This is a genomic window from Nocardia sp. NPDC050408 (assembly GCF_044458905.1).
In the GTDB taxonomy this organism is placed as follows: Bacteria; Actinomycetota; Actinomycetes; order Mycobacteriales; family Mycobacteriaceae; genus Nocardia.
Genome location: NZ_JBITIL010000022.1, coordinates 42,516 through 56,044 on the forward strand (window position 1 = coordinate 42,516; position 13,529 = coordinate 56,044).

Annotated in this window: 16 protein-coding genes and 1 tRNA gene; 6 read left to right on the top strand and 11 right to left on the bottom strand. The window is 65.2% G+C overall.

The annotated features are described in order from the left end of the window. Positions 1–12: 12 nt before the first annotated feature. Positions 13–1,284, bottom strand: a complete 1,272-nt coding sequence (gene purD, locus ACIBJI_RS36905; protein ID WP_364357415.1) for a phosphoribosylamine--glycine ligase — start codon at positions 1,282–1,284, stop codon at positions 13–15. A 293-nt stretch (positions 1,285–1,577) separates the two neighbouring features. Between purD and ACIBJI_RS36910 the strand changes: the two genes are divergently transcribed. Beyond that, complete coding sequence (locus ACIBJI_RS36910; protein WP_364357248.1) at positions 1,578–1,952, top strand: PH domain-containing protein; 375 nt, start codon at positions 1,578–1,580, stop codon at positions 1,950–1,952. On the opposite strand, the gene ACIBJI_RS36915 is transcribed toward ACIBJI_RS36910, so the two are convergent. After that, the gene (locus ACIBJI_RS36915) at positions 1,940–3,007 is read right to left on the bottom strand and encodes an alpha/beta hydrolase (RefSeq protein WP_364357251.1); all 1,068 of its coding nucleotides are present in this window, start codon (positions 3,005–3,007) and stop codon (positions 1,940–1,942) included. The two genes, ACIBJI_RS36910 and ACIBJI_RS36915, sit on opposite strands and share 13 nt — an antisense overlap. A gap of 113 nt (positions 3,008–3,120) precedes the next feature. On the opposite strand from ACIBJI_RS36915, the gene ACIBJI_RS36920 reads away from it, so the two are divergent. Continuing rightward, positions 3,121–3,546 carry an HIT family protein gene (locus ACIBJI_RS36920; RefSeq protein ID WP_364357254.1) on the top strand — a complete coding sequence of 142 codons (426 nt, stop codon included), beginning with the start codon at positions 3,121–3,123 and terminating at the stop codon, positions 3,544–3,546. On the opposite strand, the gene ACIBJI_RS36925 is transcribed toward ACIBJI_RS36920, so the two are convergent. From ACIBJI_RS36925 to ACIBJI_RS36950, 6 genes are all read right to left on the bottom strand, one after another. Beyond that, complete coding sequence (locus ACIBJI_RS36925) at positions 3,547–3,801, bottom strand: hypothetical protein (RefSeq protein WP_397087866.1); 255 nt, start codon at positions 3,799–3,801, stop codon at positions 3,547–3,549. 2 nt (positions 3,802–3,803) lie between these two features. After that, on the bottom strand, positions 3,804–4,733 hold the full coding sequence (locus ACIBJI_RS36930; protein WP_396959609.1) for a helix-turn-helix domain-containing protein: 930 nt from the start codon (positions 4,731–4,733) through the stop codon (positions 3,804–3,806). A 209-nt stretch (positions 4,734–4,942) separates the two neighbouring features. Continuing rightward, positions 4,943–6,439: a sensor histidine kinase gene (locus ACIBJI_RS36935; RefSeq protein WP_397087868.1), complete on the bottom strand. Its 1,497-nt coding sequence runs from the start codon at positions 6,437–6,439 to the stop codon at positions 4,943–4,945. Further along, entirely contained in the window at positions 6,436–7,173 is a 738-nt protein-coding gene (locus tag ACIBJI_RS36940; protein ID WP_364357263.1) for a response regulator transcription factor, read from the bottom strand. The genes ACIBJI_RS36935 and ACIBJI_RS36940 overlap by 4 nt, the downstream gene beginning before the upstream one ends. A 109-nt stretch (positions 7,174–7,282) precedes the next feature. Continuing rightward, positions 7,283–8,860 carry a trehalose-6-phosphate synthase gene (locus ACIBJI_RS36945; protein ID WP_396959668.1) on the bottom strand — a complete coding sequence of 526 codons (1,578 nt, stop codon included), beginning with the start codon at positions 8,858–8,860 and terminating at the stop codon, positions 7,283–7,285. Positions 8,861–8,943: 83 nt separating this feature from the next. Then, positions 8,944–9,114 carry a hypothetical protein gene (locus tag ACIBJI_RS36950; protein ID WP_169338030.1) on the bottom strand — a complete coding sequence of 57 codons (171 nt, stop codon included), beginning with the start codon at positions 9,112–9,114 and terminating at the stop codon, positions 8,944–8,946. A gap of 188 nt (positions 9,115–9,302) precedes the next feature. Between ACIBJI_RS36950 and ACIBJI_RS36955 the strand changes: the two genes are divergently transcribed. The 4 genes from ACIBJI_RS36955 to ACIBJI_RS36970 all read left to right on the top strand — a co-directional run bounded on the left by ACIBJI_RS36955 (position 9,303) and on the right by ACIBJI_RS36970 (position 11,801). After that, positions 9,303–10,136, top strand: coding sequence for an alpha/beta hydrolase (locus tag ACIBJI_RS36955; protein ID WP_364357270.1), 834 nt, complete (start codon positions 9,303–9,305; stop codon positions 10,134–10,136). Between the two features lie 128 nt (positions 10,137–10,264). Continuing rightward, positions 10,265–10,507 carry an MbtH family protein gene (locus tag ACIBJI_RS36960; RefSeq protein WP_011207082.1) on the top strand — a complete coding sequence of 81 codons (243 nt, stop codon included), beginning with the start codon at positions 10,265–10,267 and terminating at the stop codon, positions 10,505–10,507. 122 nt (positions 10,508–10,629) lie between these two features. Next, positions 10,630–10,704, top strand: a tRNA-Thr gene (locus tag ACIBJI_RS36965). Between the two features lie 554 nt (positions 10,705–11,258). Further along, complete coding sequence (locus ACIBJI_RS36970; RefSeq protein WP_364357273.1) at positions 11,259–11,801, top strand: DUF3995 domain-containing protein; 543 nt, start codon at positions 11,259–11,261, stop codon at positions 11,799–11,801. A gap of 55 nt (positions 11,802–11,856) precedes the next feature. On the opposite strand, the gene ACIBJI_RS36975 is transcribed toward ACIBJI_RS36970, so the two are convergent. From ACIBJI_RS36975 to ACIBJI_RS36985, 3 genes are all read right to left on the bottom strand, one after another. Beyond that, positions 11,857–12,180: a hypothetical protein gene (locus ACIBJI_RS36975; RefSeq protein WP_364357276.1), complete on the bottom strand. Its 324-nt coding sequence runs from the start codon at positions 12,178–12,180 to the stop codon at positions 11,857–11,859. A 118-nt stretch (positions 12,181–12,298) separates the two neighbouring features. Continuing rightward, on the bottom strand, positions 12,299–12,784 hold the full coding sequence (locus ACIBJI_RS36980) for a h domain protein (RefSeq protein WP_364357279.1): 486 nt from the start codon (positions 12,782–12,784) through the stop codon (positions 12,299–12,301). After that, positions 12,781–13,512, bottom strand: coding sequence for a hypothetical protein (locus ACIBJI_RS36985; protein WP_364357282.1), 732 nt, complete (start codon positions 13,510–13,512; stop codon positions 12,781–12,783). Before ACIBJI_RS36985 ends, ACIBJI_RS36980 begins: the two co-directional genes overlap by 4 nt. Positions 13,513–13,529: the final 17 nt, after the last annotated feature.

Consider the following 13,529-nt stretch of genomic DNA (forward strand, 5'->3'; position numbering starts at 1 on the left):
CGGTTTGTCCCGTCAGACCGAAATGCGATCCTCGACCGCGGCGAGGCCGATGTCGGTGCGAAAGTGGCTGCCCGGCAACTTGATCGAGGCAATGCGGTCGTAGGCGTGCGCGCGAGCCTCGGCCAGATCTGCGCCGACGCCGACGACGCTCAGCACGCGACCGCCCGCGGAGACCAGTGCTCCGTCCTCGCGCGATGCGGTTCCCGCATGTAGCACGGCGGACGTGTCGTCGGTAGTGCCCTCGCCCGCTCCGGTGATCACATCACCGACGCGGGGATGACCCGGGTAGTTCTCGGCGGCGATCACGACTGTGACGGCCGAACCGACGCGCCAACGCGGTGCGGCAACCTCGGCGAGCGTGCCGGTCGCGGTGGCGTTCAGCAATTCGCCGAGCGGACTCTCCAGCAGCGCGAGCACGGCCTGGGTCTCCGGATCGCCGAAGCGACAATTGAATTCGACGACGGCGGGTCCGGCGGCACCGATCGCCAGCCCCGCGTACAGCAGACCGGAGAAGCCGCAGCCACGCCGCACCAACTCCGCCGCGACGGGCTTCACGACATCCTCGACGATCGCGGTGACAGTCTCCTCCGGCAACCACGGCAGCGGCGTGTACGCACCCATACCGCCGGTATTCGGCCCGGTATCACCGTCGCCGACGCGCTTGTGATCCTGCGCGGGCAGCAGCGGCACCACAGTTTCGCCGTCGACCAGGCAGAACAGCGAAACCTCGGGCCCGTCCAGGAAGGATTCCAACAGCACCGGATGGCCCTGCTCGAGCAGTTCGGCACCGTGGTCGCGGGCCGCAAGCCGGTCGGCGGTCACCACCACACCCTTGCCCGCGGCCAGGCCGTCGTCCTTGACCACCCAGGTGGGGCCGAACCGGTCCAGCGCGGCATCGAGTTCAGCAGGATTGTCCACAATCTCGCTGTGCGCGGTGCGAACCCCGGCGGCGGTCATGACATCCTTGGCGAACGCCTTCGAACCTTCGATGCGCGCGGCCGCGGCCGACGGACCGAAGCATGCGATACCCGCGGCCCGGACCGCATCGGCGACGCCGAGCACCAGCGGCACCTCGGGTCCGATCACCACCAGGTCCGCGTCCAGCTCGGTAGCCAGCGCGACAACCGCCTCTGCCGAGGACGGATCAACCGCTCTGACCTGCGCGTACTGGGCGATACCGGCATTGCCCGGCGCCGCGAACAACGCGGTCACCGCGGGGTCCCGGCGCAGGGCCAGGACGAGGGCATGTTCACGGGCTCCGGAACCGATGACGAGTACGCGCACGGGCAACAGCTTAGGGTGTGCCGAACTCGCCCCGACCAGTAGTCCGCGCACCCGATACTCGGGGTTCATCGGCCGTGCACCCCGCACCCGCCGATCCTGGCAGGCGGTACCGATTTCTGCCGCCGCCCATCCCGATAACCACTGGTGGGCGAGCGAGCGATGACTGATTTCGTAAGCACATGGGTAACTCGTCGGGCACGCCCAAAAGCCGACCGCCCGGTTACCGCCGGCCCGTATTGTGGATATCGAGGCACCGGACGACCGGCAAAATACGCGGAGAGGCGGGGGAGTCTATGGGTCTGATCGACGGACTGATGGGCAATGCCGGACGGATCGATCCCGGTAAGGCGCAAGAGGAATACGCGAGACTAATGGGCGGCGGTGAGCAGGTTTACGCCGCGTATCTGCTTGTCCGCGATGCGATTCTGTTCACCAACAAGCGTCTCATCCTGGTCGACAAGCAGGGGGTCACCGGCCGCAAGGTGAGCTATCACAGCATCCCCTACCGCGCCATCACCCACTTCTCGGTGGAAACCGCGGGCACCTTCGACCTCGATGCCGAACTCTGCATCTGGATCTCCGGCACCCATGAACCCGTGCAGAAGCGATTCAACCGTCAGGTCGACATCTACGAAGTGCAGAGCATTCTGTCGCACTACATCGCCTGACCACTGAGCCCGCTGGTTATCACCGGACGGACCCGGGTCAGCAGCAGTTCGAGAAACTGTTCGGGCTGCCAGAATGCCGCGAAGTGGTTGGCGTCCGCGATCACCGCGAACTCCTTGTACGGCGCCTCGACATCGTCGAAGTAGCGGCGTGCCCTGGCCGCTGGCATCAAGCTGTCGTGTTCGCCCTGAAAGATGAAGAACGGCAACTCGAATCGCGTGCCGTCGCGCCAGGCATCGAAGTGCACGGATTCGACGCCGACCTGAGCGGAGAACTTCATACCGTCCGCACCCACCTTCAGATCACGCAGCCGATGCAGTGGCGAGAACCACATCGAGGGCATGATCAGCTTCTTCAGGACCTCGGTGAGCATGGGATCCGAGCTCGTCGCCAATTTCGCGTGCAGACCCCATTGCTCGGCGGTCCATCGCGTGGCATCCGGTCCCATTTCCTCCAATTTCGCTGCGGCGGCGCGCTTTCCGGATTCGCGCAGCCGTCGCACAACCGCGAAGAATGCGCTCTCGTCGGGCTCGCCGCCGGTGATGTTCTGGTCAGTGCCGACATAGGCCGAGTACAGCTCGGGATGGTTGCGGGCCAGGCGAAGTCCCAGGACCGAACCGAAGGAGGCGGCCAGCAACACCACCTTGTCGGCGTGCAGCCGGTCGCGCACGTAGTGGGTGACCTCGAGTGCGTCGGCGTAGAGCTGGCCGAAGGTCATCTCCCCTTGCGCGCCGCGACCGAAAGTCTTTCCCGCGCCACGCATATCCCACCGGACGATCGTGAAGTGCTTTTCCCAAGCCCGAGTTCGATGGGCGAAGTAGGTGTTCGAGGCGCCGGGGCCGCCGTGCAATTCCAGCAGCACCGGGTTGGACCGGTCCTCGCCGCGGATTTCGACCCACTGCTCGATGCCACCGATGGTGACGAAGCCCGCCTCCGAGATTCCGTTCGGGGTGTCGATCCGGAGCGCCCGAGCATTGCCGCGGCGACGCATCTGACGGTGGGTGAGCAGACCTGCGGGGGCGGCGGCTGCTGCGGCGGCAAGGGCAATGGTGATCATGTCGTTCCTAAACTGTGTCCGTCGGAAACTGATATGTGTACGATAGACACAATTCCGGGGCGACGTCAACACCGGAACGGCCGCTCGGGACCGCTCGGCGTAGCCTGCGGTACATGGCTTCTGTTTTCAGCGCGATCATCGAAGGCCAGCTGCCGGGCCGTTTCGTCTGGGAGGACGACGAATTCGTCGCATTCCTCACCATCGCCCCGGTAACGCAAGGGCACACACTGGTTGTCCCCCGCAAGGAGATCGATCAGTGGCAGGACGTCGACGCCGACACCTTCGCGCGGCTCAACGGCGTCGCGCAGAAAATCGGCCGAGCGGTCCGCCACGCCTGGGACGCACCCCGCGCCGGCCTACTCATCGCCGGCCTGGAAGTCCCCCACCTGCACGTCCACGTTTTCCCAGCCTTCACCATGGGCAACTTCGACATCTCCGGCGCCAACCCCCACCCCACCCCCGAATCCCTCGACGAAGCCCAAACCAAAATCAAAACCGCCCTCCGCGACTTGGGCTACGGATCCAACGTTCCCGATTGATCAGGCGTCGCTTCCGGTGTGCCGGATGGGTCGATCCAGGCCGTATGAGTGTCGCGGAACGCGGACGGTCGCCGCATCCGGCGCGTGTCGGCCTTCGATTCCGAAGACCACCTCGGCGACGCGCCAATAGTTGGACGGGACCAGTCGGCCAGAAGCCACGGCCGTGAGCGTGCCGTCTGCCGCCTCATCCAGCTCGTCGGCCGCTAAGCCCAGGTTCATATTCGCCGTAGCGATTCGGCGCGTCGGCGCGGTCACACCTAATCGCCCGCGCTCATGTCTGGATCGACGCGACGCAGCGCTGATGCCAACCATTCGGACCGGCGGTGTTCGGCTGGCATCACTGCCAGCCCGTTTGTCGCCTCGCCTATCGCTTCGGCCGTATGCCCCAGCAGCGCCAGCACACCGCCACGCTGCACAGCCCCGAATCCGGTGCTCCACCAATACATCGACGCGGGGGGCTCAGCACCCTCCGCCGCTTCCGCCGCCGCATCGGCCACGGCCAGCGCGCGTTGTGCTTCGACCTTCTCTCCGTGCGCGGCCAATAGCTCGGCTCGCCGCATTCGCCCATAGGCCGTAATGACAGGGTGCGCGTCCCGTACCGCCAGCGCGGCGTCCGACAGTGCGAGGACTTCGTCATATTTCCCCGCGCTCATGGTCACGTAGCCGAGGAAGCCCAGGCTGTGGGCAAGCCGGTCCGGGTCGCGAGACTCCTCCGCCAGGCTCACAGCGGTGCCGAGGCTACGCCGGGCAGCGGCATCAGCTCCGATCGCGTGCTCCAGCCACCCGCGATACTGCGTGATCTCCGACGCGAGGGACGCCGCATTACTCCGTCCCACACGCGCCTCACCGGCAAATGTCTCGGTCATCTCGGCCATGCCCCGGACGGCGGGCAGAACTGTCAAAGCCCCTGCCGCGTCCTCGAATCGGCGCGTAGCCGCCAACATCACCGCCACGTCGGACAAGGCGGTGATGTCCACGCTGGCTGGTGCTCGCGCCACCGCCGTCAGCCGCTCCAAGTCCGCGTCGAGCACCCTTTCGTAGGCAGCGACGACACCGGCAGGTACCGGGCGCTGGCCGGTCTCGATCAGCGACAGGTATGCCCTGCTGTAGTAGCTCCGCTCGGCCATCGCGCGCAGCGAGATACCCGCCGCCTCGCGAGCGGCGCGCATCAGCGCACCGGGTTCCATAAGACCAGCCTAACGCGCACAGTCCGCTGGTAGACGCTGTAGACGCGTGTGGACACCGAACTGGTCCGTTCCCGAAAGCCGCACGCCTAGCGTGTTTTTCAGCCCCACCGCCGGGGAGATGCCGTGGCCTCATCGATGAACTGACGACCCTTCGTCTACAAGGCAAGTGCTCACAACCGGACCCGGGTGCCCCACAGCAGTGCCGTCGCTCAGCGATTTTCGCGGGGGAGGCGGACGGTGAAGGTGGTGCCTTCATCCTCGGCACTTTCGACACTCACTGTGCCGTTGTGGGCGTCGACGAGGGCTTGCACGATGGACAGGCCCAGGCCGGTGCCGCCGCTGGCGCGCGTGCGTGAGGTGTCGGTGCGGTAGAAGCGTTCGAAGATGCGCTCGGCTTCCTCGGACGGTAGGCCCTGGCCGGTGTCGGCGACTTCGAGCAGGACCTCGTCGTCGGTGGGGGTCAGCCGGACCGTGACGTCGGCGTCCGGGGGTGTGTGCGTGAGTGCGTTGTTGAGCAGGTTGGCCAGTATCTGACGCAGCCGCGCTTCATCGCCGACTACTTCCAATGTTCCTGTGCCCGAACAGATTTCCAGTTCGACCGAGCGTTGCGAACCGTCGTCGTCATTGGCCGCGGCGACTGCGCGGGCATTGTGCACGGCATCGCTGGCGAGGGCGAGCAGGTCCACCGGACCCAGTTCCAGTGGACGCTGCGCGTCCAATCGGGCCAGCATCAACAGATCCTCGACCAACAGCCCCATGCGCTGGGCCTCGTGTTCGATGCGGTCCATGAACATGGCCGGATCCGCGGTCACACCTTGCCGATACAGTTCAGCGAAGCCGCTGATGGTGGTGAGTGGGGTGCGCAGTTCATGACTCGCGTCGGCGACGAAGCGGCGCATCTTCGCCTCGGAGCGCCGGGCCGCCGCCTCGGACGCTTCCGTCGCGGCGAAGGCTCGCTGGATCTGGGCCAGCATGCCGTTAAGCGATTGGGACAACCGGTCGACCTCGGTGTTGGTGCCGCGCACCGGAACTCGGCGATGCAGATCACCGGCGGCAATGGCGGCGGCGGTCTTCTCGACCGCGCGCAGCGGCCGCAGACTGCGTCGGATCACGAAGTAGGCGAGCACCGCCAGCGCGGCGAGCACCGCGGCGCCGACCATGAGCTGCAACATGATCAGTCGATTGACGGTGTCGATGTTCTCGGTCAGCGGTATCGCGACCGTCGTCGTCGTATCGGGTGAAACCGCCGTCATGGTCCGCCATTTGACCGTCGAGCCGCTCTTGGAACCGACGGTCACCGGTTTAGTGAGTACCTTGCTACCCGGCGGATCCGTGTTCGGCCGCGCATCGGTCAACCGCGGCAGCTCGGGCTCGGCCTCCTCATTGAACGGCCTGGTCTCGAGATAAACGGTGCCGTTGCCGCCGGGGGTCGGCTCGATGTGCACATAGAAGGTGCTGGACGGATGCGGCGGATTCGACGGAGTCGGCGGCCGCGGCCGCGACCACGCCATCACCGCATCGCGAAGCTGCTGATCGGTGCGGTGCAGCAGCGAATTCTCCAGCGCCGAGGTGACGACCGTGCCGGAGGCGAACAGGCCGAGCGCGGAAAGCAGCACCAGCGCGAGCACGAGCGTCACCCGCAGCGGAATCGCCGAAGAGGCACGTGCCAGTCTGCGACGGGTCTGTTCGATTCGGGAAGTGATCATTTCTCGGACTGGCGCGTGCGATTCGGCGCGCGCATCACATAGCCCACACCACGCAGCGTATGAATCAAACGCTGATCACCCGTGTCGACCTTTTTGCGCAGATACGAGACATAGGTTTCGACCACGCCGACCTCACCCCCGAAGTCATAGCGCCACACATGGTCCAGGATGCGGGGCTTACTCAACACCGTCCCGGCATTGACCATGAAATACCGCAGCAGGGTGAATTCGGTGGGCGACAACGCGACCGGCACGCCCGCCTTCCACACCTCGTGCGTATCGTCGTCGAGTTCGATGTCCTCGAACCGAATTCGCGAACTCTCGCGCTGCGGGGCGGTATGACCGAAGCGGCGCAAGACAACTCGCAGCCGGGCGACCACTTCCTCGAGGCTGAACGGCTTGGTGATGTAGTCGTCGGCGCCGAGGGTGAGTCCGGCGACCTTGTCCTGCACATCGTCGCGCGCGGTCAGGAACAGCACCGGTGCGTCGATGCCATCGGCGCGCAGTCGGCGCAGCAGCCCGAAGCCGTCCATGCCGGGCATCATCACATCGACGATCAGCGCCTGCGGTCGGAAGGTGCGCGCCTTGTCCAGGGCCTGCGCCCCGTCGATAGCAGTATCGACCGCGAACCCCTGATAGCGCAGGCTCACCGACAGGAGCTCCACGATCATGGGTTCGTCGTCCACCACCAGCACCCGGGCCTCGGGCGTGGACTCCGCAGGCGCACCACTCATTGCTTCATAGTCCGGCAATCGACTGGGAACTGTCTGGACCTTACCTGGGCGATTCCTGTGAATGGTGTGTTCAATTGCCGCTCGTATGACTAACTCCGTCGTGGGTGCGTCAGCGACGGGGAGCTCGCGACTCCGGGTACACATCGTCGTCGGTGAGTAGCGCGCTGCCCGCGACCTGATCCTGTGCCAGCGCCTCCAGGAACGCTCGCGCCCAGCGGTCCACATCATGCGCGAGCACCTGACGGCGCAAGGAGCGCATTCGGCGGCGACGCGTATCGCGGTCGTCCTCCAGCGCGGAGATGACGGCATCCTTCACGCTGTTCAGATCGTGCGGGTTGCACAAATACGCCTGACGCAATTCGGCTGCGGCGCCGGTGAATTCGCTCAACACCAACGCGCCGTTGAGACCACTGTGACAGGCGACGTACTCCTTGGCGACCAGGTTCATCCCGTCGCGCAGCGGCGTCACCAGCATGACATCGGCGGCCACGAAGAAGGCGACGAGTTCGTCGCGCGCAATCGGGCGGTGCAGATAGTGCACGACCGGATATCCGACCCTGGCGAATTCGCCGTTGATCCGGCCGACCTGGCGTTCGATATCGCCGCGCATCTGGATATAGCTCTCGACCCGCTCACGGCTCGGGGTGGCCAGCTGCACCATGACGGTATCGGCGGGATCCAGCCTGCCCTCCAGCAGCAACTCCTCGAGCGCGGCGAGACGGATATCGATGCCCTTGGTGTAGTCCAAGCGGTCGACGCCGAGCAGGATATTTTTCGGATTGCCGAGTTCGGCACGGATTTTCGCGGCGCGCTCCCGGACCGAACGGCGGCGCGAATGCTCGTCGAGTTCGGCCGAGGCGATCGAAATCGGGAACGCGCCGACTCGGACCGTGCGGAAGCCCACCTGCACCACGCCGAGCTTGGAGCGCACACCGACGGTGCCGCGCGAGGTGGGCTGTCCGGCCAGTCTGCGGGCCAGGTAGAGGAAGTTCTGCGCGCCGCCGGGCAGGTGGAAGCCGATCAGGTCGGCGCCGAGCAGACCCTCGATGATTTCGGTCCGCCACGGCATCTGCATGAACAACTCGACCGGCGGGAACGGAATGTGCAGGAAGAATCCGATGGTGAGATCGGGCCGCAGCATGCGCAGCATCTTCGGCACCAATTGCAGTTGGTAGTCCTGTACCCAGACGGTCGCGCCTTCGGCGGCGACCTTCGCGGTGGCCTCGGCGAAACGCCTGTTCACCGTGACATAGGCGGCCCACCAGGCCCGATCGTAGACCGGGCGCACGATCACGTCGTGGTACAGCGGCCATAGCGTGCCATTGGAGAAGCCCTCGTAATACTCGGAGACTTCCTCCGCGGACAGCGGCACCGGATGCAGTTCGAGGCCGTCTTCGATGATCGGATCGATATCCACATCCGGAACGCCGGCCCAGCCGACCCAGGACCCCTTGTTATTGCGGAGTACCGGCTCCAGCGCGGTCACCAGACCGCCCGGACTGCGCTTCCAGCGGGTGGAACCGTCGGGCAGCTTCTCCAGGTCGACCGGCAGCCGGTTGGCGACGACGACGAAGCCGGAACCGGCCCCGTTCACGTCGGCGAGGGCGGAGGGGACCACCGTGGTGTCGGGTTCGGATGGGGGCTCTAGAAAGGCGTGTTCGGAGTCCTCGGACGGCTGTTGGGTCATCTGGTCCACTCACGCATCCTTTGCGCGTCGCTGTTCCCGTTGAAGTTATGAGATAGTCGACGGCCCCGTTGACGTCGAGGTGGTTACTCGCCCCGAGAGTTAGGCCCGATGCCCAGCATCGACAGCAGCATCCGGCATTCGTCGGCATCCTCCGCGTAGGCCGCGACAACTCGCTGCGCCTGACGGGCGGTCTCGTCGGCGAGTGGTTCCAGATCGTCGTCCGCGATGTCGTTCGCGCTGCTCTTCGCGGCCATCTTGTTGTCCTCCCGGCTCAGTACGCTCGTACGTGCGAATATTCAATGGTATCTGGCCACCATCGAGGTGTGTCGCACCCGGATATGGGTGACCTCCGACACGTTCGGCGTCATACCCTTCGCTTGTTCGTCGAAAACCGGAGCCCGATACCGTTGGAACGCAGCACCAACTCCACGAAAGGGTCGATATGCCGCTGGCCACGGTGAACGGAATTTCACTCAACTACCAGGTCAAGGGCGACCGAGCCAAGGGCACGGAGGGGAAGGGCGCGGGTCCGCTGGTCGTCATGATCATGGGCACCGGCAGCCCAGGCCGGGTCTGGGAGTTGCATCAGGTCCCGGCGCTGGTCAAGGCGGGATATCGGGTCTGCACTTTCGACAATCGTGGCATCAAACCGTCCTATGAGGCGGCCGAAGGGATGACCATCGATCAGCTGGTCGGGGATACCGCCGGACTCATCGAACTGCTCGACGAGGGTCCGGCACTGGTGGTCGGCACTTCGATGGGCGCGCGGGTGGCCCAGGAACTCGCGCTGGCGCGTCCGGAATTGGTCCGCAAGGCCGTATTCATGGCCGGACACGGCCGCCTCGACCAGTTCCAGAAGACGCTCTCGCTCGGCGAACACGAACTCGACGCCAGCGGGGTCAGCCTGCCCGCGAAGTACGAGGCCGCCGTGACCGCGGTGATGAATATGTCGCCCGCGACCATGGCCGATCCGAACGCCGCCCGCGACTGGCTCGATCTGTTCGAATTCACCGGTGGTGCGGTGACGCCCGGGATCCGCGCCCAGCGCCGGATGGACCACGATTTCGACCGGGTGCAGGCCTACCGCGGCATCAAGGTGCCGTGCCTGGCCATCGGATTCGCCGACGATCGGATGATTCCGCCGTATCTGTCCAGGGAGGTTGCCGAGGTCATTCCTGGTGCGCGTTACCTGGAAGTTCCTGATGCGGGGCACTATGGCTATCTAGAGCGTCCAGAAGCGGTGAACAAGATCCTGCTCGATTTCTTCGCGGCCTGAGGTAACCGCCTACGCGTAACGTCTACCTTGCTAGGGTCGACACAACGCTCGGGGACCTTCCGGCGCTCGACAGCGTTGGACGAGCCAAGGGCGATCCCGTACATGCGCCAGTATCCAGTGAGGTGAAATTGAGCACCAACCCCTTCGATGACGAAGACGGCCGCTTCTTCGTTCTGGTCAACGATGAGGAACAGCATTCGCTGTGGCCGGCCTTTGCGGAGGTTCCGGCCGGATGGCGAGTCGTTTTCGGCGAGGACAGCCGCGCCGCGTGCGTGGAGTACGTCGAGAAGAACTGGACCGACATGCGTCCGAAGAGCCTGCGTGACGCCATGGCCGCCGATGACGCGGCCCGTCAGGGCGCCCAGTCCTGACGCGCGGTATCCGATACTGCGCCGGGCTCACAGCTGAACCGTCACTGCGTGACACCGCATAGCCGGTGTCACGCAGCTGGCGTGCCCGGTTATGATTGGCACCGTTTTGTAAGACACCGTCCGCCTCCTTAGCTCAGTGGTAGAGCACTCGCCTTGTAAGCGAAAGGTCGTCAGTTCAATCCTGACAGGGGGCTCCATTCCAGCCGCTACGCGGCTGAGCTCAGCGGCAGAGGCCCTGCCGTTCGTGTAAGCGAAAGGTCGTCAGTTCAATCCTGACAGGGGGCCCCAGCCGAGCGCGTCGGTCACGGCGCGCCCGTTCACGTGACAGAGGCTTGATCCGGTTGAGGTGCCCTACGACGGGGGCCGCTGTTCCAGGGCACCGCCAGGCCAGCGGTAATGCCGTCTTGATCACGGCGTAGCCCCCGGACGAACGAGTGCGGCCGCGCCGGACTCAGCGTCGCACCACGCGTCGGTGACGCACACACCTTCGAACTGCCCCCAGCGGACCTCCCAACCGCGGCCCAGCATCATAAACCTGCCCCTCCCCCGAAATACACTGCTGGACAAGCGATCACGGGGAACCGGTGGCGGGGTCTACTCGCCGCCGCCAGTTCCACCTGATCGGCCGACCAAGAGAAGTGGTGCGATGACCGCAGTGACCGTGGTAGGCGCGATTTGCAACCGTGGTAACTGTGGAGACGGTGGTGGCGGCGGAAGCTTCTCGGAGATTTCGGGACGTATGCTGCGTTGGATGAGGTTGGCTCGGAGGGATTGGGCCGTGGTCGCCGCGGTGTTTTGGAGCTGTGTGTTCGCGGCGGTGCACTTGTTCTGGGCCTTGGGTGGGTCTGTGGGGCTGGCGTCGTCAGCGGGCTCGGATTTGGCGGCTCGGCGTCCGCCGATGTTCGTTGCGGCCGGTCTGTGGGGCGTGGCTGTTGTGCTTCTGGCTGATGCTGCGTTCGTTGGTGTGGCAGCAGCTGTGAATATGCCGCGCCGGTGGCGCTGGGTTATGGCGTGGATGATCGGGCTTGCCGGGCTGGTGTTGCTGGCTCGCGGTGTCCTGGTCGAGGTCGCGTTAGCCGCGGATGCGGGCGGTGTCCGTTGCGAGGTGGGGCCGCATCGAACTTGGTGGAGTCTGGTGCTGTGGAATCCGTGGTTCATGCTCGGTGGTGTGTTGTTCATCGGGGCGGGTCTGGGTATTGGGAAGCGTTGTTCGCGGCCGACTGGTCGTGCCGAGGCTCAGGTTGCGGCTGGTCTCGGATCTCGATATAGCCGCTTGGCTTCGAGCATGGCATAGAGGACGTCGCAGCGGCGGCCTGATCGCCGGGCAGCTGCTCGACAACCGGCACGGTTCAGGCGTCCGGCCCCTCAGCACGCCGGGCCCTGGCCGACATGCCGCGCTGCCACCAATCGATCACCTCACCCGCGCGAGTCATGTCTTCGATCAGATGCGCGGCGGCTTCCACCTGCGCACCGGACTCGCCGCAAAACGTCCACAACCGCTGAGCCGCCCGATGGTACTGGTGGATCACCGCGTCGACCTCGAACGCATCCAACTGCCCGGCACCGAACCCGTCCAATGCCCGGCCGACGTGCTCGAGCAGCTCGCCGAGCCGCACTTCGTGATACGCCGCCACACGATCCCGAGCAGCCTGCCATTCAGCCTTTGACGCCACTCGAATCACGTTACCGACCGCGGACTCCGCCAAAGCCATCACAAGGCAGAACATCAACCCACGACTTGACAACGAACATAGGGACACCCCCGGCCGCGGTGACAGCGGGTGCAGCCAACTAAATCGGGTTTACTGCGGATACGAGCCAGTGGCCGTTGTCCTTTTCGAGGTTTACTCGGACTCGGCTGGTGCTGATGTTGGCTTGGGGGGAGTCCTTGCCGGTGGTTACCTGGTTCAGGTACAGCAGGACCACCGCGTGGGCGGGTTCGGCGGAGACTACGCCGGTGGCCTGGGTGGTGGCTTGGACGTTGAGTTCCTTTTCCTTGGCGCCGGGGGCGATAGCTTCCCTGATCAGTTTCAGGTAGTCGTCGCGGAAGCTGCCGCTGAGATTGTCCGCGACCTTGGGCAATTCGGCGTCCACCGTTTTGAAGTTGTAGGTGAACATCGCTTCGACAGTGCGTTGGGCGGCGGGGACGGCCTGGGTACGCGCCTGTTCGCTCTTGCGGTCGTTCCAGAATTTGTATCCGGTGACGCCGCAGATGGCCGCCAACGCGACGATGACGAGGGCGACCGCGGACGCCACCAGAATCAGCCGCCGACTCATGCCACGAACTCCACTTGTGAGGCGGTGATCCCGTTATCGCCGCGAGTGACGGTGACCCGGAACCGGTAGTACCGCGTCTGCGGATCCGCCATGCCCGCATTGGTCAGGGTCTGCTTGGCGGCGACCAGCACGCGTGCCGAATCCCCGTCCTCGCTCTCGATGGCGGATTCGATGATCTCACCGGTGGCCTTCACCTTGGCCTGTTCCACAACGCTCGCGTAGGCGTCCTTGCGCTGGGAGTATTCGGCCTTGAGTTCACCGGAGGCCACCGCGAGGACGCGGTCGATATCGGCCTTGGCGGTGTCGTCCTTGATGGTGGTGAGATTGAGAATCGCCTGCTTGGCGGTCTGCACGTAGTCCGCGCGCCGCGCATCGCGGTCGGATGCGGTGTGCAGGTTGAAGGCGAAGAATCCGGTGCCGACCACCAGCGCGATCGCCACGACCGCGGCCGCGACGGCACCGGCGATGAGAACCCAGCGCGGCGGGGCGGACTTCGCAGCGTCATCGACGACCTCATCGGCGACGTTGGGGATCTCCAGCGTCGTCACGGATTCGGCATCCTCGCTCGGACTGTCCGACTCCGTCTTCGTCACCTTGACGGTGACATCGACGGCCTTGGACAGCTCGACACCTTCGGTCTCGAGCGGGAGCGTGTCCTCCGGCGGCGGACCCGCCGAACGCACCGCCCGTCGCCTGGGCCGAGCCTTGACCACACTGGATTCACTCATGCCTGCACCTCGCTGAC